Source organism: Collimonas fungivorans (assembly GCF_001584145.1).
In the GTDB taxonomy this organism is placed as follows: Bacteria; Pseudomonadota; Gammaproteobacteria; order Burkholderiales; family Burkholderiaceae_D; genus Collimonas; species Collimonas fungivorans.
Map to the genome: position 1 here is coordinate 3,820,512 of NZ_CP013232.1, position 17,183 is coordinate 3,837,694.

General features: G+C 60.7%; 18 protein-coding genes. 13 read left to right on the top strand and 5 right to left on the bottom strand.

The window, feature by feature from the left end:
* Positions 1-485: 485 nt before the first annotated feature.
* From CFter6_RS16385 to CFter6_RS16395, 3 genes are all read right to left on the bottom strand, one after another.
* Positions 486-1,478, bottom strand: a complete 993-nt coding sequence (locus CFter6_RS16385) for a DMT family transporter (RefSeq protein WP_061540837.1) — start codon at positions 1,476-1,478, stop codon at positions 486-488.
* 163 nt (positions 1,479-1,641) lie between these two features.
* Positions 1,642-2,391: a 2OG-Fe dioxygenase family protein gene (locus CFter6_RS16390; RefSeq protein WP_061540838.1), complete on the bottom strand. Its 750-nt coding sequence runs from the start codon at positions 2,389-2,391 to the stop codon at positions 1,642-1,644.
* Positions 2,392-3,630: an argininosuccinate synthase-related protein gene (locus CFter6_RS16395; RefSeq protein ID WP_061540839.1), complete on the bottom strand. Its 1,239-nt coding sequence runs from the start codon at positions 3,628-3,630 to the stop codon at positions 2,392-2,394.
* A gap of 136 nt (positions 3,631-3,766) precedes the next feature.
* Between CFter6_RS16395 and CFter6_RS16400 the strand changes: the two genes are divergently transcribed.
* Together CFter6_RS16400 and CFter6_RS16405 are read left to right on the top strand one after the other, a co-directional pair.
* Positions 3,767-4,720: a LysR family transcriptional regulator gene (locus CFter6_RS16400; protein ID WP_061540840.1), complete on the top strand. Its 954-nt coding sequence runs from the start codon at positions 3,767-3,769 to the stop codon at positions 4,718-4,720.
* Positions 4,717-5,427: an N-acetylmuramoyl-L-alanine amidase gene (locus tag CFter6_RS16405; RefSeq protein WP_061540841.1), complete on the top strand. Its 711-nt coding sequence runs from the start codon at positions 4,717-4,719 to the stop codon at positions 5,425-5,427. Before CFter6_RS16400 ends, CFter6_RS16405 begins: the two co-directional genes overlap by 4 nt.
* A gap of 14 nt (positions 5,428-5,441) precedes the next feature.
* On the opposite strand, the gene CFter6_RS16410 is transcribed toward CFter6_RS16405, so the two are convergent.
* Positions 5,442-5,696, bottom strand: a complete 255-nt coding sequence (locus CFter6_RS16410; protein WP_061540842.1) for a hypothetical protein — start codon at positions 5,694-5,696, stop codon at positions 5,442-5,444.
* A gap of 83 nt (positions 5,697-5,779) precedes the next feature.
* Between CFter6_RS16410 and CFter6_RS16415 the strand changes: the two genes are divergently transcribed.
* The 3 genes from CFter6_RS16415 (at position 5,780) to dapA (ending at position 8,064) form a co-directional block, all read left to right on the top strand.
* Positions 5,780-6,580 (top strand): AraC family transcriptional regulator, encoded by an 801-nt coding sequence (locus CFter6_RS16415; RefSeq protein WP_061540843.1) that lies wholly within the window; start codon positions 5,780-5,782, stop codon positions 6,578-6,580.
* Positions 6,581-6,843: 263 nt separating this feature from the next.
* Positions 6,844-7,074: a hypothetical protein gene (locus tag CFter6_RS16420; RefSeq protein WP_236904305.1), complete on the top strand. Its 231-nt coding sequence runs from the start codon at positions 6,844-6,846 to the stop codon at positions 7,072-7,074.
* A 45-nt stretch (positions 7,075-7,119) separates the two neighbouring features.
* Positions 7,120-8,064, top strand: a complete 945-nt coding sequence (dapA, locus tag CFter6_RS16425; protein ID WP_061540844.1) for a 4-hydroxy-tetrahydrodipicolinate synthase — start codon at positions 7,120-7,122, stop codon at positions 8,062-8,064.
* 6 nt (positions 8,065-8,070) lie between these two features.
* Here the strand turns inward: dapA and CFter6_RS16430 are convergent, their stop codons facing one another.
* The gene (locus CFter6_RS16430) at positions 8,071-8,436 is read right to left on the bottom strand and encodes a VOC family protein (RefSeq protein ID WP_061540845.1); all 366 of its coding nucleotides are present in this window, start codon (positions 8,434-8,436) and stop codon (positions 8,071-8,073) included.
* 280 nt (positions 8,437-8,716) lie between these two features.
* Between CFter6_RS16430 and CFter6_RS16435 the strand changes: the two genes are divergently transcribed.
* From CFter6_RS16435 to CFter6_RS16470, 8 genes are all read left to right on the top strand, one after another.
* Positions 8,717-9,799, top strand: a complete 1,083-nt coding sequence (locus CFter6_RS16435) for a calcium:cation antiporter (RefSeq protein ID WP_061540846.1) — start codon at positions 8,717-8,719, stop codon at positions 9,797-9,799.
* 347 nt (positions 9,800-10,146) lie between these two features.
* Positions 10,147-11,400 carry an urea ABC transporter substrate-binding protein gene (urtA, locus tag CFter6_RS16440; protein ID WP_041742114.1) on the top strand — a complete coding sequence of 418 codons (1,254 nt, stop codon included), beginning with the start codon at positions 10,147-10,149 and terminating at the stop codon, positions 11,398-11,400.
* A 178-nt stretch (positions 11,401-11,578) separates the two neighbouring features.
* Entirely contained in the window at positions 11,579-13,183 is a 1,605-nt protein-coding gene (gene urtB / locus CFter6_RS16445) for an urea ABC transporter permease subunit UrtB (RefSeq protein ID WP_061540847.1), read from the top strand.
* Positions 13,180-14,331, top strand: coding sequence for an urea ABC transporter permease subunit UrtC (urtC, locus tag CFter6_RS16450; RefSeq protein ID WP_236904306.1), 1,152 nt, complete (start codon positions 13,180-13,182; stop codon positions 14,329-14,331). Before urtB ends, urtC begins: the two co-directional genes overlap by 4 nt.
* A complete protein-coding gene (urtD, locus tag CFter6_RS16455; RefSeq protein WP_014006828.1) occupies positions 14,328-15,194 on the top strand; it encodes an urea ABC transporter ATP-binding protein UrtD in 867 nt (288 codons plus the stop codon). Before urtC ends, urtD begins: the two co-directional genes overlap by 4 nt.
* Before the next feature lie 6 nt (positions 15,195-15,200).
* The gene (gene urtE, locus CFter6_RS16460; protein ID WP_061540848.1) at positions 15,201-15,899 is read left to right on the top strand and encodes an urea ABC transporter ATP-binding subunit UrtE; all 699 of its coding nucleotides are present in this window, start codon (positions 15,201-15,203) and stop codon (positions 15,897-15,899) included.
* Between the two features lie 6 nt (positions 15,900-15,905).
* Positions 15,906-16,826 carry an urease accessory protein UreD gene (locus CFter6_RS16465; protein WP_082814837.1) on the top strand — a complete coding sequence of 307 codons (921 nt, stop codon included), beginning with the start codon at positions 15,906-15,908 and terminating at the stop codon, positions 16,824-16,826.
* A gap of 40 nt (positions 16,827-16,866) precedes the next feature.
* Complete coding sequence (locus CFter6_RS16470; RefSeq protein WP_061532893.1) at positions 16,867-17,169, top strand: urease subunit gamma; 303 nt, start codon at positions 16,867-16,869, stop codon at positions 17,167-17,169.
* Positions 17,170-17,183 lie beyond the last annotated feature (14 nt).

The following is a 17,183-nucleotide window of genomic DNA, read 5'->3' on the forward strand; positions in this document are numbered from 1 at the left end:
TGGAACAGATAAAAGACGCCGCAGCCCGGCATTGCGATCGGCAATGCAAAGTTGATTTGGCGCTGGAGTCTGCATCACCGGTTGTGATGCAGGGTTTTAACGAGACGTGATGTCCGTTAACTGGATGGCCGCAGCGAGAGCGCTGGCGATGCCGGAAGATCGGGAGCTGCCGCGGTGCTGTGCGCTGCAATTGATGAGCAGCGCGAGCGGCACGGGCGGATGGAGATCGAATTGAATCTGGTGCAAATCATGAGACTTCCCTCTTGAGGATTAACCACGGCATCGATGACTCTTTTGGAGCGGATGCCGTGTGAAAAATCAACGCTTCACATCTTTTTTTATGATTCAAAACTATCTGTCTGACGATCCAGAATAAATCAATTGCGCTCAAGAAACAATAGAAATTGAACTGATATTTTCTTCTATCGAATCATGTATTTCGCTGCATCCATGTTTTCGTTAAAACCCCGTTAAAACCCTTGTATTCATTGGCTCGAATCGATTCCCGCACCGATGATGGGAGCACTCTCCGGCTTGATATTCCGCGTCGAAAAAAACGCACCAAAATTAATCATCGAACGCGGCAATGTGGCCCATAAAGTGGCGCCGACAATCAGCGCGCCGCCGACCCAGGACAGCGCGCCAAGTTTTTCGCCGAGCCAGAAAGATGCGAACAGTGCGCCGAATACCGGCTCGCTTCCCATCAACAGGGAAACCCGGGTCGGGTTGCTGCGCCGCAGTCCATAGTTCTGCGCAAAAAAAGCAAAGATGGTGCAAAACAACACCAGGTAAACCGTGCTCACCCAGAAGCTCGGGTCGCTTGGCAGCGGCGGCAATCCGCCTTGCATGAACAGGCTGGCGACCAGCAGGCAGCCGAAACCGACTACGCCGGATTGCACCGCGGTCAGGGTCAGGTTGGACATATCCTTGTCGACCGTCAGGCGTTTGGTCATGACCATCATGAAGGCGCGCAATAAAGCCGCCGCCAGCATCAGGCCGTCGCCCAGGTTGAATGTGAGGTTACTGCCGATGGTCAGCAGCCAGGTGCCGAAGAGCGAGACAAAAGCCACCACGAAGGCGCTGACCGGCGGCCGTTGCGCCATCACCAGCCATTCGACGAAAGGCGTGAAAACCACGCACAGGCTGATCAGGAAAGCGGCGTTCGAAGCCTGCGTCAGCGCTACGCCGAAGGTTTCGCAAATAAAGATGGCAAGCAGGATCAGGCCCAGCGGCACGCCGGCACGCAATGCCGCCCGTCCTTCCGGCCTGGCCAGCTGGCGCAGGCTGGGCAGCAGCAAAAAAAAGGTCATGCAAAACCGGATCGCGACAAATCCCAGCACCGGATAAAACACCAGCGCGTCCTTGGCGACGCCATAGCTGGTGCCCCAGACGATCGCAACCAGCAGCAACAGCAAGTCGGCGAACCAGAGACCTTTGGCAGATGAGTTGGGGGATCGGCTGGCAGATGAGATCGTCACTTCGCTTTACTCCGGATAGCGCCACCGGCGCTATCAGTTAAGAAAAAAAAACGTTCCGCCTAGGTGGAGGCTGAGCGGAACAAACGGCGGGAGCACCGAGGATATTGGTCAGGGGTAGATCACACTTAACTAAGCACACTCAATCAAGCACGCCTGGTTAAGCTTAAGTTCTGGTATAGGCAATCACCAGCACGTCTCTGAATGCTTCACGCTTGGCTTCATACGGCAGCACCTTGGTCACGCCGTGCATGGTGCGGGCATCGTCGGCCAGCATCAGGTCCATCGGATCGGTCAAGGTATAGCGGCACATCAGCTTGCCGGCGACATCGGTAATATAAGTTTCGCCGCCGGCCACGTTATGACGGCGCACCATCATGGTCACGATGTAGTCGACGCCGTCGCGGTGCAGCCCTTCCGGCGTCGGGTTGCCCGGAACATGGGAGCTGGCGCGTATGCGGTAAGGGTGCAGGCGGATATTCCATTTGCCGCTGTCGCCCTCGACCCTGTCGAACACTTGCGCCAGCGACAGCAGCAGGCCGGACAGGAAAGGGTTATCGATGAAGTGCTGCTCGAGCGGCTCGAAATGGCGGGCAATATCGCCATTCAGTTTATTGATGTAGCTTGGCTGCACGTATGGCGCATGCGGCAGCTGCTGCAGCACGCCTTCGGCACTGTCCAGTTCGAATGCGCTGTAGCGACGGAAACGATAGTTGCCGTTGTCGCCCATGTACTTGTCTTGCGGCAGGTTGTTCCAGCAGCTGGCGAACTCGTCCCAGGTCGCCGGATCGACATCGCAGGCAGCTTGCACGGCGCGGCCCGACATCACGCTGAATTGCCGCTGGCGCAGCTCGCTGCTGAGATGGTCGATAATGGGCGGGGCGATCCTGATGGGCGCCAAGACGTCGATTTCCATTTAGTTTTCCTCGGCCAGCAGCTTGCTGGCATCCAGCACGGAATTCGTCGGCAAAGAAAGCTGCCGGCTGGAGCGCTGCGCGGCAATATCCTTTTCCCAGCTGTCGCGGTCGGTCAGGTACAGCGGCGCATCGGCGCGGATCGCGCAGACATCGGCAGCGCCGGCGCGCAAGCGGTAGTTGACGGTGCCGCTGACATATTGCACGGTTTCCTGGATGAAGCGATCGGTAGCGGCGCGCAGAGGCGTGAACCAGCGTCCTTCGATGGCTTCCCGCACCCACAATTGTTCCATGTGCAGTTTTTCGCGCAGCAGTTCAGCATCCAGCACCGCGGTCTCCAGGTGCCGGTACGCTTCCAGCAGCACCATGGCGGCCGGCGCTTCGCGTACTTCCAGCACCTTCTCGCCCTGCTCCAGATGTTCCAGGCCGCAATAGCGGCCGATGCCGAAGGCGCCGACACGGCGGTTCAGGTGTGCGATCAGTTCCACCAGCGGCAGAGCCTCGCCGTCGATGGCGACCGGGCGGCCGCCGTCGAACCTGATCGACAGCTCGCTGCTGACAGGCGCCGGATCGACCGCGGCAGTCCAGTCAAACAACGATTCCGGCACCCAGAACGATTCCGGATTGTCGAGCGAACCGGATTCGAATTCTCGGCACCACAGGTTGGCGTCGCCGCTGATGCCGCGCGCCTGGAAGTGCGGCAGGCCGGCTGCGCGCAAGGCTTCGATTTTTTCTTCGCGGGAGATCGCGGTGTATTCGTAAGGCGTGCCGTAATAACCGGCGTAACCGAGTTGCGCAATCGCGCCGTTCAGGCGGCGCAGGGTGTTCTGCGACTGGTTGGCGGTATGGACGATGGCGTTGCAGCCGAGGCGCAAGGCGGTTTCGACCGCGAAGCGGGCGATGATCGGGCGCGACAGCGACGAGCTGATCGGATAGATGCCCATGTAGCGGGCATTGGCGCGGATCGCCGGCAGCACGGCATCTTCGGCGAACGCTTGCTGGCCGTCGATCACCAGCAGCTCGGCGCCGAAGTGCGCTGTGATCTGCTGCAGGTCGGCGGCGTTGATGCCCTCGCCCAGGTCCACCGTCAGCGCCGTGACGCGGCAACCGCTGTCGACCAGGCACTTCAAGGCATAGGTACTATCCAGTCCACCACTGAACAAAGTCAGGACATGCTCGCAGTGAGCCGCAACCAGTTTCAGGTCGTCGATGCTGCGTATTCTTTTTAGCGGCTGAATCATGGGCGCTCCGACATTCAAAAACTAGATAGTATGAATAAATCAATAAAAACAATCACTAATGAATGTAATTATGTTTTATTCCAGCAAATACGATAATCTATGTATTCAGAACAACACTTGTGCACGGCGGGAACAAATGGGAGCTAATCGATATATCAAGCTGATGCCGGACATGGCAGTGTTCGTCCGGGTAGTGGAAACCGGCAGTTTTTCGACTGCGGCGCTGGAGCTTGGCATGACGCCCTCGGCTGTCAGCCGCCAGGTGTCGCGTTTGGAACAGGCATTATCCGTCAGATTGCTGGAACGCACCACCCGCAAGCTGCGCCTGAGCGAATCCGGCAGCGAAGCCTACCAGCGCTGCCTGGAGATGGTGGGCGCGGCCAAGGCGGCGATGGAGGTCGCAGACAAGTTCGTTGCGGTGCCGCAGGGCCTGCTGCGGGTCGGCATGCCGAAAGCCTTCGGCAAGGGCGTGGTGACGCCGCTGATTGCCAGTTTCCTCGAAAAATACCCGCAGGTCGATGTGCAGCTGATACTCACCGACCGCCACGTCGACCTGATCAACGACGACGCCGACCTGGTGATCCGCATTACCAGCCAGCCGGCCGACGGCCTGGTGGCGCGGCCGCTGATGTCGATCGACCAGGTGCTGTGCGCCACCCCCAGCTACCTGGCCCAGCACGGCACGCCGAAACAGCCGCAAGACCTGTGCAGCCACAGTTGTCTCTATCTGGGCGAAAATCCAGGCGACTCCGACTGGCACTTCATGCGCCAGGGCGAAACCACCATCATCAAGGTGCGCGGCCGTTATATCGTCAACCACAGCGAAGCGCGCCTGGACGGCGTGCTGCAGAACCTGGGCATCGGCTGCCTGCCCTACTTCATCGTGCGCAACGCCCTTGAGCAAGGGCTGGTCAAAGCCGTGCTCACCGACTGGGAATTCATCGCCGCCTACCAGGGCACGGCTTTCATACAGTACTTGCCGACGCGCTACCTGGCGCCAAAAATGCGTGTCTTCATCGACCATCTGGCGTCGCACATGGAAGCCGACCTGAAACCCCTGGACCGGCGGCGCCTGGCGTCCGACAAATGAAGCGGCTGGCCGGCGGCAAGCTGGTCCTGGCGGCTGCCGGCCTGGTTTTACTATACGGCCTCCCGGCCGCCGGCTGCGGCGCCCAGCAGGTGGTGGTCGATACCGGCCATACCACGGAGAATCCCGGCGCCACCGGCCCCGGCGGCAGCCGCGAGTTCGACCTCAACCGGCAATTCACCCTCGCCCTCGGCCTGGCATTAAAAGCGCAGGGACTGGATGTGATCGATGTCGCCGCGCAAGGCTCGCCGCCCTCCTTGCCGGCGCGGACCAAAGCCAGCGCCAAGGCGGCGCTGTTCGTTTCCATCCATCACGATTCGATGCAGCAAGCCTGGCTCGACGCCGGCAGGAGCCGCGAATTTTCCGGCTACGCATTGTTTGTTTCCGCCAGCAAGCCATACTACGCGCGCAGCCTGGACTGCGCCAAAAGCATCGGCCTCCGCCTGCAGGACATCGGCGAACACCCTTCGCTGTATCACGCCGTTCCTGTCCCGGGTGAAAACCGCCCTTTGCTTGACCGCCAGCTGGGCATCCATCGCTTCGACGAACTGGCGGTGCTGAGGACCGCCGAATCACCAGCCTTGCTGATCGAGGTCGGCGTGCTGGCCAATCCCGACCAGGAGCCGCGCCTGGCGTCGCCGCAGTTTGCCGGCAAAGCCGCCCGCGCCGTCGCCGCCGGCATACGGCAGTGCCTGCCCGCGACGCCCTAGCAATCCCCCTGGCTTCAGCGATGCCGCTCGACAAAAGCCTGCAAGACCGGATCGCGCAGCGCGAATACCTCGAACAAGCCTAGTGCATCCAGCGTCGCAACGGCTTCCGCCATATGCTGCTCCGCTTGGCGGCGGCTGGCGGTCGTGGCCGACGGATCGAGGAAGGTACGGGCGTTGACCAGGAAAGCGCCGACAGTGCCCTTGCGCACCACTGTACCGTTGAAATCGCCGCTATCGACGTGGTTTGGAAGAATGTCTTCTGCTCGCATGTTTGTGCTCCTTTTAATATGGAGCCTTTAGTATGCGATGCAGAAAATGGCCTGGCTTGCGCTATTAAGCCATAATATGTCGCATGCAAGCCAAACCACACACCCTGCTGGACCCGGCCCGCGCCGATGGCCAGGACGGGCCGGAAGTCATTGCGGTGCATTGCCGCAGCGACGACTTCCGCGCCACGCCGCGCCATAACCATGCGCGCGGCCAGCTGATCGCCGCCGCCAGCGGTTTGCTCAGCATAGATACCGGCGCCGAGCGGCTGGTGGTGCCGCCCAGCCACGCCGTCTGGATACCCGGCGGGCAGCCGCACAGCCTGCGGTCGCACGGCCCGTTCGACGGCTGGAGCGTTTATGTCTCGCCTGCCGCCCATGCGCAGCTGCCGCGGCAAGCGCTGGTGCTGCAGGTTTCCGGCTTGTTGCGCGCAGCGGCATTGCGGGCGGCAGGCTGGTCGGATGCACTCACTGTCAATCAAATGCAGGCACGTGTACTGGCTGTCATCCTTGACGAAATCGCCAGCCTGCCGCGAGAAAAACTGGCGCTGCCGTTGCCGGCCGAGCGACGCCTGAAAAAAATCGCCCTGGCCCTGGCCGACAACCCGGCGGACCAGCGCAGCCTGCAGCAGTGGGCCGAGTGGGCTGCGATTGCACCCAGGACCCTGACCCGGCGTTTCGCCGCGGAAACCGGCATGCCCTTCTCCGAATGGCGCCAGCGCGCGCGCCTGATGCGCGCCCTGGAACTGCTGATGGCGGGACAGCCGGTCACCGCCATCGCCATCGATCTCGGTTATGACAGCCTGAGTGCATTCATCGCCATGTTCAGGCGCTCGCTGGGAGTCTCTCCGAGCAAATACCTGTCTGCAAAAAACAGCGTAGCCTGAACCATTGGCGGGACAGGAACAGCACGCAATTTTTACGCGGCGTTTACATGCCCGCCATCCCTTTTTAGAGAATCTTTACGTCCTGCCTGCTAATCTGTAATCATCAAAACGACCAGTAGATACTCTCTATGAATCAGGCAATTCCCGCAGCATGGCGCTTCTCTTCGCTTCCCGCTGCCGTCTCAAGAAAAATCCAGGTTCCTGCCTTGCCTTTCCCTTCGCATACGTATCGCCAGCCGACACTTCCCGTTCAAAAAGATTTCATGATGCGCATCACCGTGGATGCCGCTTCTGTGGCAGAGCTGCGCCGCGTCATCGTCAGCACCTGCGGCGACCTCATGATCTATATGCGGGTCAAGCCAGTTGACCACGCCAGCAAGATGAAATTCTGGCTGTGCCTGAGCAAGAACTCGATCGACGCCGTCATCGGCAACATCATGCGCGCCTTGCCGCAGGCAGAATTCGGCCGCATCACACCGCTGCTGCCGGCATGAGCGCCGCCGCCAAATTTCTCCCACTCCTACTGAAAACAGCAAACCATGTCCATATTTGAAGGTATCTGGGTTCCTCTCGTCACGCCTTTCCGACAAGGCAAACTCGATCTCTACGGCGCCCAGCAGCTAGCCCTGAACCTGTCCGCCGCCGGTGTCCACGGCCTGGTGGTGTGCGGTACCACCGGCGAGGCCGCGACCTTGAGCGAGCACGAGCAAGAAAAAATGTTGTGCAGCGTGATGGAAGCGACGCAGGACCGCTGCCCGGTGGCGATGGGCATCAGCGGCAGCGACACGCGCGCGGTCACGGAAAAAATCGAGCGCCTGAACGCATTGCGCCCGGCCGCTTTCCTGGTTTCGGCGCCGTCATACGTACGACCGTCGCAGGAAGGCATACGGCTGCATTTCGAAGCGCTGGCCGCGGTCGCCGAGAGTCCGCTGATCTTGTACAACATCCCTGCCAGGACCGGTGTCAATATTGATATCGCTACCGTAAGCGCGCTGGAACAGCACGCCAATATCGTAGCGATCAAGGAAAGCAGCGGCAACCTGGCGCAAACCATGGAACTGATCAACCGCACCGACCTGCGTATCCTGTGCGGCGACGACAGTTTGCTGTTCAATACGCTGTGCCTGGGTGGACACGGCGCCATTTCCGCCGCCGCGCACATACGGCCTGACCTGTTTGTGCATTTGTTCGAACTGGTGCGCACCGCACAGCTCGGCTCGGCGCGCGCCCTGTTCAAGCAGTTGCTGCCGATGATCCAGCTGCTGTTTTCGGAACCGAATCCTGGTCCGGTCAAAGCAGCGTTGGCCATGCAAGGCCAGATACAGGACGAACTGCGCCTGCCGATGACAAGGATGTCGGCGGCGGGCCGGGTCAAGCTGGCCAGGGCGCTGGAAAAATTGATGACGGTGCCGGTTGCAGGAAAAAGCGCGCAGCCGGAATCCGCCATGCGCGGCAAATCCCGGTTACTGGGCCTGGTGCGGTGAGCAGCTCTACCCTTGGCGGTGGCTGATTTCTATCCGGATCCCGCCCGGCGCTTGCAGGAAGAACACGCAGGCGCCGCGCGATTCCTGCACCAGACTGATCTGCTCGAACGGCGCAGCGGCCAGCCGGGCGTAAGCATCGTGCACCGCCTGGTCTGAATCCAGCAGGAAGCCGATATGGAATGAGTCCGGGAAAGCGCCGCTGTCCGTGGCGGCCTTGCGGTTGAGCACCAGCACCAGGCCGCCCTCGCCGCGCAGGATGACCATCTCATGGTCGCCCATGGTTTGCAGGTGCTGGAAGCCCAGGTACTCCTGGAAAAAAGCCGAGGTAGCCGCAACGTCGGGTACGGGCAGGTCGATGTGGTTCAATTGCATGGCGGTTCTCCGAAAGTCAAAACCGGGTTCGACCGTGGAATGCGGAGAGATGGAAGCTGCATGCCCGAACGAACCCGTTGGGCGCACAAGCGCCGGGTTCGCCGCGGGTTCTCATGCAGGCACGAGAGCAGGGCTTCCTGGAAACAGGAAGGGAGCGGGCTTACCAATTACCGCTCCGGCCTTTTTCGACCAGGAAATTATATAACCGGCGCTGCACTCGGTCAAACGGGCTTTCCACGCAATACTTGCAAAAAATGCTTGATGCGTGTCCAATCGCCATATGAAAATTTCCCCTGCACTCCCCATATGGTCCATCGCGGCTCCGGTCGTCGGCTGGCTCTTGCTTGGCGGCTCAAGCTTTAATCTTGGCGGCTTTTATACGATATTGCTGGTGGCGGGCTTGCTCGGCAGCGTGCTGGCGGCGGTATATCACGCCGAGGTGGTTGCGCACCGGGTCGGCGAACCGTACGGCACGCTGGTGCTGGCGCTGGCGGTAACCCTGATCGAAGTAGCGCTGATCGTCTCGCTGATGCTGGCCGGCGGCGAAGAAACCACGGGGCTGGCGCGCGATACCGTGTTTGCAGCCATCATGATCATCCTCAACGGCATCGTCGGCATCTGCCTGCTGGTCGGCGCCAGCCGCCACAAGGAACAGAGCTTCGGCCAGCTGGGCGTCAGCGCTTCGCTGGCGACGCTGGCGGCGATCGCGGTGCTGACGCTGGTGCTGCCCAACTACACCTCGACGGCAGTCGGTCCGTACTACAGCGCCAGCCAGCTGGCGTTCATCGCCATCATCTCGCTGATACTGTACGGCACCTTCGTGCTGGTGCAGACCGTGCGCCACCGCGACTACTTTTTGCCGACGGAAGCAGTCAACGACGAAGATGTCCACGCAGCGCCGCCGACGATCAAGGTAGCGGCGATCAGCGGCGGCCTGCTGCTGGTTTGCCTGGGAGCGGTAGTGCTGCTGGCAAAGTCGCTGGCGCCGGCCCTGGAAACCGCGGTGGCAAGCGTCGGCGCGCCCAAGACACTGGTCGGCATCATCATTGCCGCGGTGGTGCTGCTGCCGGAAGGACTGGCCGCGGTGCGGGCCGCGCGCGCCAACCGCCTGCAGACCAGCCTCAACCTGGCGCTGGGTTCGGCGCTGGCCAGCATCGGCCTGACCATTCCGGCGGTGGCCATCGTCTCGCTCACCACCGGCTGGACCTTGTCGCTCGGCCTGGACGTCAAATCGACCGTGCTGTTGCTGCTGTCGTTCATCGTCGCCACGCTGTCGCTCGGCACCGGCCGCACCACGGTCATGCAAGGCACGGTGCACCTGGTGATTTTTGCGGTCTACCTGTTTACCACCATCGTTCCTTGAATTAAAGACCGGGGCTGGCCAGCCAGCTCCGGATTTCCTGCACCAATCGACATCATTTCCGCGCTGGCCATTGCGTCACCGCATGGAGCGGCACCACACTGGTGCGCTTATCCTGCACCAAAATCTCATCTCACCAAATATGGGCGCCGCCTGTCTCGCTTGCGCCAATATTGCTCCAAATTCAAGTAGTTCTCCCTGAATCCGGTGCACGGCGCCTCCCCTCCTCACTGGCATGCATTCTGCTAATCCCATTGTGTAATCAACGCATCCCCGTTCCAGGCTTGCCGCGTGCTTTCTTTACTCGTGTTTTTTCTGTTTTTTATAACTCACTACCGGAGGAGAAATTCATGTCACGTCGCACCGTTCTGAAAGCTACCGCACTCGGCGCTTTCGCCTTGGCCGCCAGCGCATGGCTGCCGTCTGCCTTTGCCGCGGACACCATCAAGGTAGGCATCCTGCATTCATTATCGGGCACCATGGCTATCTCCGAAACTTCGCTCAAGGATGTAGCCCTGATGGCGATCGAAGAGATCAATGCCAACGGCGGCGTGATGGGCAAGAAACTGGAACCGGTGGTGGTCGATCCGGCCTCCAACTGGCCGCTGTTCGCAGAAAAGGCGCGCCAGCTGATTTCGCAGGACAAGGTGTCGGTGGTGTTCGGCTGCTGGACCTCGGTCTCGCGCAAATCGGTGCTGCCGGTATTCAAGGAGCTCAACAGCCTGCTGTTCTATCCGGTGCAGTATGAAGGCGAAGAACTGGAAAAGAATGTGTTCTACACCGGCGCAGCGCCTAACCAGCAAGCGATCCCGGCCACCGAATACCTGATGTCGAAGGAAGGCGGCGGCGCCAAGCGCTTCGTGCTGCTGGGCACCGACTATGTGTACCCGCGCACCACCAACAAGATCCTGCGTTCCTTCCTGCACAGCAAGGGCGTGAAAGATGCGGACATCGACGAAGTCTACACACCGTTCGGCCACTCCGATTACCAGACCATCGTCGCCAACATCAAGAAGTTCTCCGCCGGCGGTAAAACCGCTGTGATCTCGACCATCAACGGCGATTCCAACGTGCCGTTCTACAAGGAACTGGGCAACGCCGGCCTGAAGGCAACCGATGTGCCGGTGGTAGCGTTCTCGGTGGGCGAAGAAGAACTGCGCGGCGTCGACGCCAAGCCGCTGGTGGGCCACCTGGCTGCATGGAATTATTTCGAGTCGGTGAAGAATCCGGTCAACACTGCCTTCATCAAGAAATGGAAAGCCTACGCCGTCGCCAAGAAATTGCCGAATGCCAGCACCGTAGTCACCAACGATCCGATGGAAGCGACCTACGTCGGCATCTACATGTGGAAACAGGCGGTGGAAAAAGCCAAGTCGACAGACACCGACAAAGTCATCGCCGCCATGTCCGGCCAGAAATTCAAAGCGCCGTCCGGCTATGAACTGGAAATGGACGCTACCAACCATCACCTGCACAAACCCGTAATGATCGGCGAAATCAAGGCTGACGGCCAGTTCAACGTCGTCAACAAGACCAAGACCACGATCCGTGCGCAGCCTTGGAGTCCCTACATTCCGGGCAATGAAGGCAAGCAGAAGCTGTAACGCTGGCTGCTTTGAATTTCATAAGGGAACGTATGCGTGTCAGCTAGCGGCAAACCAAACCGTATGGAAACGTAATTACTCCGTGGCCCGTTAAATGGGGTCAGAGTAATTTTCGCAAAAGGCGCGAAAAAAAACTCTGACCCCATTTAACTGCTTTCAGGTGGCGCTAAACAGACTAATGAAAATTTCAAGAAAAATTCTTCTCATTGCAAGTTTGTGCCTGCAGATCACGCTGGCGCATGCCAAGATCGATCCGGCGCTGCTCAAGCCGCTGGCCGGCGACGATCCTGACGCGCGCATTGTTGCCGTCAACCAGATCGCGGCGCTGGCCAACGACGACGCGCTGAAGATTCTGAATGCCCTGAATACCGACGCCCTGTACGCTCAACCCGACGGCACGGTGCTGATCGTCGACGACACTCACGCGTTCAATCCTGCCACCGACCAGACCTTGCCCACTCCCGACGATGCAGAGGGCATCAGCGTCAACAACCGTCTGCGCGGCGTAGTCGAAGGCGCTCTGTCCGGCCTGAAGCTGTTTTCGGCCAACCGCAACCAGCGCATTGCCGCCGCCACAGAACTGATAAAAACCGCCGACCCGGCGCAAATTCCCTTGGTCAGCAAAGCCCTGCACCAGGAAAGCGATCCCGAAATCCAGGCCGTCCTGCAACAGGTGATCGCTACGGCCAACCTGCATTCGGCCGACCCAGCTACCCGCAAGGCCGCTGTGCAGACCCTGGCCGGCAGCACCAACGCCAACCTGCGTCCGGCGCTGCAAAACCTGCTCGACAAGAATCCCGATGGCAGCTACATCGAGCCTGATCCGGCAGTGCGCATCGAAGCGGTGCGCACCCTGGGCGTACTGGACCGCCACCTGGCGACGGTCGACTTCATCGGCAAGGTGTTTTACGGCATCTCGCTCGGCAGCGTGCTGCTGCTGGCAGCGCTCGGACTGGCCATCACTTTCGGCCTGATGGGCATCATCAACATGGCGCACGGAGAACTGCTGATGATAGGCGCCTACACTACCTATGTCTGCCAGCTGCTGTTCCGCCAGTATTTCCCGGGCGCGCTGGACGGTTACCTGCTGGTCGCGCTGCCGGCCGCCTTCATCGTCACCGCCGCGGTCGGCATCGTGCTGGAGCGGCTGGTGCTGCGCTGGCTGTATGGCCGGCCGCTGGAAACCCTGCTTTGCACCTGGGGCATCAGCCTGATGCTGATGCAGCTGGTGCGTTCCGTCTTCGGCGCGCAGAACGTCGAGGTCGCCAATCCCAGCTGGATGTCGGGCGGCGTCACCGTGCTCGGTTCGCTGGTGCTGTCGTATAACCGCATCGTCATCATTTTCTTCGCGCTGTTTGTGGTGCTGGCGGTGTGGCTGATCCTGAACAAGACGCGGCTCGGCCTGTTTGTGCGGGCGGTGATGCAGAACCGCCGTATGGCGTCCTGTGTCGGCGTCTCCACCGGCAAGATCGACATGATGACTTTCGGCCTCGGCTGCGGTATCGCCGGCCTCGGCGGCGTGGCGCTGTCGCAGCTTGGCAACGTCGGCCCGGACCTGGGGCAAGGTTATATCGTCGATTCCTTCATGGTGGTGGTGCTGGGCGGCGTCGGCCAGTTGGCCGGCACCGTGATCGCCGCTTTCGGCCTGGGCGAGGTCAACAAGTTCCTGGAACCGGTGGCCGGCGCGGTGCTGGCCAAGATCGCCATCCTGGTATTCATCATCGTCTTCATTCAAAAACGTCCGCAAGGCCTGTTTGCACTGAAAGGCAGGAGCGTCGAATGAGCACAGCAACTATCCCGGCATCAGGGCCCACCCTGCAGCAAATCGCGGCAGCCAAGACTCCTTTGTTTTCACGCCCGGCGTGGACCGGCATCATCTTCTGCAGCGTGATCCTGGCCTTGCTGCCCGTGCTCAACCTGGCCTTCCCTGCCGGCCATGCGCTGCACATTTCCAGCTACACGGTGGCCCTGGTCGGCAAGTTCATGTGCTACGCCATGGCGGCGCTGGCGCTCGACCTGGTGTGGGGCTATACCGGCATCCTGTCGCTCGGCCACGGCGTGTTTTTTGCGCTGGGCGGCTACGCCCACGGCATGTACCTGATGCGTGCCATCGGCCGCGATGGCGTCTATCAAAGCAACCTGCCCGACTTCATGGTGTTCCTCGACTGGAAAACCTATCCCTGGTTCTGGTCGCTGACCGATCATTTCTGGTACTGCATGGCGCTGGTGGTGCTGGTGCCTGGCGTGCTGGCCTTCGTGTTCGGTTATTTCGCCTTCCGTTCGCGCATCAAGGGCGTCTACTTCTCGATTATCACGCAGGCGATGACCTTCGCCTTCATGCTGCTGTTCTTCCGCAACAATACCGGCTTCGGCGGCAACAACGGCTTCACCGATTTCAAGCGCATCCTGGGTTATTCGATCACCGCGCCGTCGACCAAGGCGGCGCTGTACCTGATCACTCTGGTTTTCCTGCTCGGCGCCCTGTTGCTGTGCCGCTGGATCGTCACTTCCAAATTGGGACGTGTGCTGCAAGCGGTGCGCGATTCCGAATCGCGCCTGATGTTCATCGGCTACAACCCGCTCTGGTTCAAGCTGTTCGTGTGGACCTTGTCGGCAGTGTTGTGCGGCATCGCCGGCGCCCTGTATGTACCGCAAGTCGGCATCATCAATCCGTCCGAGATGTCGCCTGCGAATTCGATCGAAATGGTGATCTGGGCCGCGGTCGGCGGCCGCGGTTCGCTGCTGGGGCCGATCATCGGCGCCTTCTCGGTGAACGGCCTGAAAAGCTGGTTCACCGGCGCTTTCCCTGATTTGTGGCTGTATGCCCTAGGCTTGATTTTCATCCTGGTCACGCTGTTCATGCCGCAGGGCATCCTGGGCCTGGCCGACAAGTTGAAAAGCAAGTTCAAGAGCGGCAAGGAGACGGCATGAGTCAACGCATTAGTCAAATCTATAACCCGGCGCAGCCATCCGACAAGGTCGACAACGCCCTGCACGCCGACTATGGCACCTCGTATGCGCGGATCAAGCCGGAAGGCGTCGACACCACCCACGGCGCCATCCTTTACCTGGAAAACATCACGGTTTCCTTCGACGGTTTCAAGGCGCTCAACAACCTGAACCTCGACATTTCGGTAGGCGAGCTGCGCTGCATCATCGGCCCCAACGGCGCCGGCAAGACCACCATGATGGATGTCATCACCGGCAAGACCCGGCCTAGCGCCGGCACCGCTTTCTTCGGCCAGAGCATAGACCTGACCAAACTGACCGAATACGACATCGCCCACGCCGGCATCGGCCGCAAATTCCAGCGGCCGACAGTATTCGAGCAGCACACCGTGTTCGAGAACCTTGAGTTGGCGATGAAGATGGACAAGCGTGTCAAAACCACCCTGTTTTCCCGGCTGAGCTCGGAACAGGTCGACAAGATCGACGCCTGCCTGCGGCTGATCCGCCTGAACGGCAACGAACGGCGGTTGGCCGGCCTGTTGTCGCACGGCCAGAAGCAGTGGCTGGAAATCGGCATGCTGCTGATGCAGGAACCGCAGCTGCTGTTGCTGGATGAACCGGTGGCTGGCATGTCCGATGCGGAAACCGCGCGCACTGCCGAGCTGCTCAACGAACTGCGCGGCAAACATTCGATCATGGTGGTCGAGCACGACATGGGTTTTGTCGCCGAAATCGCCCAGCAGGGCAAGGTCACGGTGCTGCATGAAGGCTCGGTGCTGGCGGCCGGCAAGATGTCGGAAGTGCAGGCGGATGAGCGCGTGATCGAAGTTTACCTCGGACGCTAGAAGACTATGCTGAACGTTGAACAACTGAACCAGTATTACGGCTCCTCGCATACCCTGCGCGGCGTCTCGCTGTCCCTGGAAAAAGGCAAATGCCTGGCTCTGCTGGGCCGCAATGGCGTCGGCAAGACCACCCTGCTGAAATGCCTGATGGGCGTGCTGCCCAGCGCCAGCGGCAAGGTGACGCTGGAAGGGCGCGACATCACCAGCCTCAAGCCGCACCAGCGCGCCGCCCTCGGCATCGCCTATGTGCCGCAGGGACGTGAAATCTTCGCCCGCCTGTCGGTGGAAGAAAACCTGCTGATGGGCATGGCCACCAAATCGGGCAAGAAGGCTCTGCTGATCAAGGATGAGGTCTACGAACTGTTCCCGGTGCTGAAGGAAATGCTGCAACGGCGCGGCGGCGACCTGTCCGGCGGCCAGCAGCAGCAGCTGGCGATTGCCCGCGCCCTGCTGGCCGAACCCAAGCTGATCATCCTGGACGAGCCGACCGAAGGCATCCAGCCCTCCATCATCAAGGACATCGGCCGCGTGATCCGCCTGCTGCGCGAACGCGGCGACATCGGCATCCTGCTATGCGAACAGTACTTCGATTTCGCGCGTGACCTGGCAGACAACTTTGTGGTGCTGTCGCGCGGCGAAGTGGTGGCCGCCGGCAGCCAGGACAGCATGGATGACGACAGCGTGAAACGGCACTTGGCGGTATAGTGCTCCATGGATAATTTCACTGCTCAGCCCATGCCGGCTAGCGCCGAGCCCGTTGTGCCCACAACCCTGCCCGCAGCCCCGTCCGACGCGGTGCGGGGCGCCGGCAACCAGGCCTGGCTGTCGCTGCGCTTTGGCGACGACCAGGGCACCACGCGCCTGCTGGAGCGCGCCCATTACGGTCCCTTGCGCGTGCAAAAGGCGCTGTATCCGGAACATCCCTCGATCTGCCACGCCATCATCGTCCATCCGCCCGGCGGCGTAGTGGGCGGCGACCAGCTGGCCATCAAGGCCGACGTCGGCGCCGGCGCCCATGCTTTCCTCACCACGCCCGGCGCCGCCAAGTGGTACCAGGCCAACGGCAAGCTTTCGCAGCAGCAGGTCAAACTGCAGCTTGCCGATTCGGCAACGCTGGAATGGCTACCGCAGGAAACCATTTTTTTCGACCAGGCCGAGGTTGCGCTGGTCCATGAAGTCGAACTGCAAGGCGAAGCCCGCTACATCGGCGGCGAAATCCTGTGCTTCGGCCGCACCGCCTCGGGCGAAACATTCAACAACGGCCGCATCTCGCAGCAGACCAGCATCCGCCGCGACGGCAAACTATTATGGTTTGAACAAGGCGCGCTGAGCGGCGCCAGCCCGGCCATGCACAACCACCTGGGATTGGCGGGCTGTACTGTCTGCGCCACCCTGGTGGTGGCCGGCAAGCCGTTTTCACCTGGCTTCGTACAACAGTTGCGTGAACTCTCGAACCAGCTGGCGGCAGGCCAGGCCGGCGTCGGCGTCACGCAGGTGAAGTCGGTCCTGGTGCTGCGCCACCTGGGTCACTCCAGCGAACTGGCGCGGCAGTGGATGATGCAAGCCTGGCAGCTGATCCGCCCGCAACTGCTTGGACATGAAGCATTGATACCGCGTATCTGGAACACATGAATCGACACCACCAACGTCATAGAAAAGAAAGAAAAGCCACATGGACTTGACGCCGAGAGAGAAAGACAAGCTGCTGATCTTCACCGCCGCCCTGCTGGCGGAACGACGCCTGGCGCGCGGCCTGAAGCTGAACTACCCGGAAGCGATCGCTCTGATCAGCGCCGCCATCATGGAAGGCGCGCGCGACGGCAAGAGCGTCGCCGAACTGATGTCCTACGGCAGCCAGATCCTGACGCGCGCCGACGTGATGGACGGCATCGCCGAAATGATTCCCGACATCCAGGTCGAAGCCACTTTCCCGGATGGCAGCAAGCTGGTCACCGTGCATCACCCCATTCCCTAACCAGCGCCGGAGCC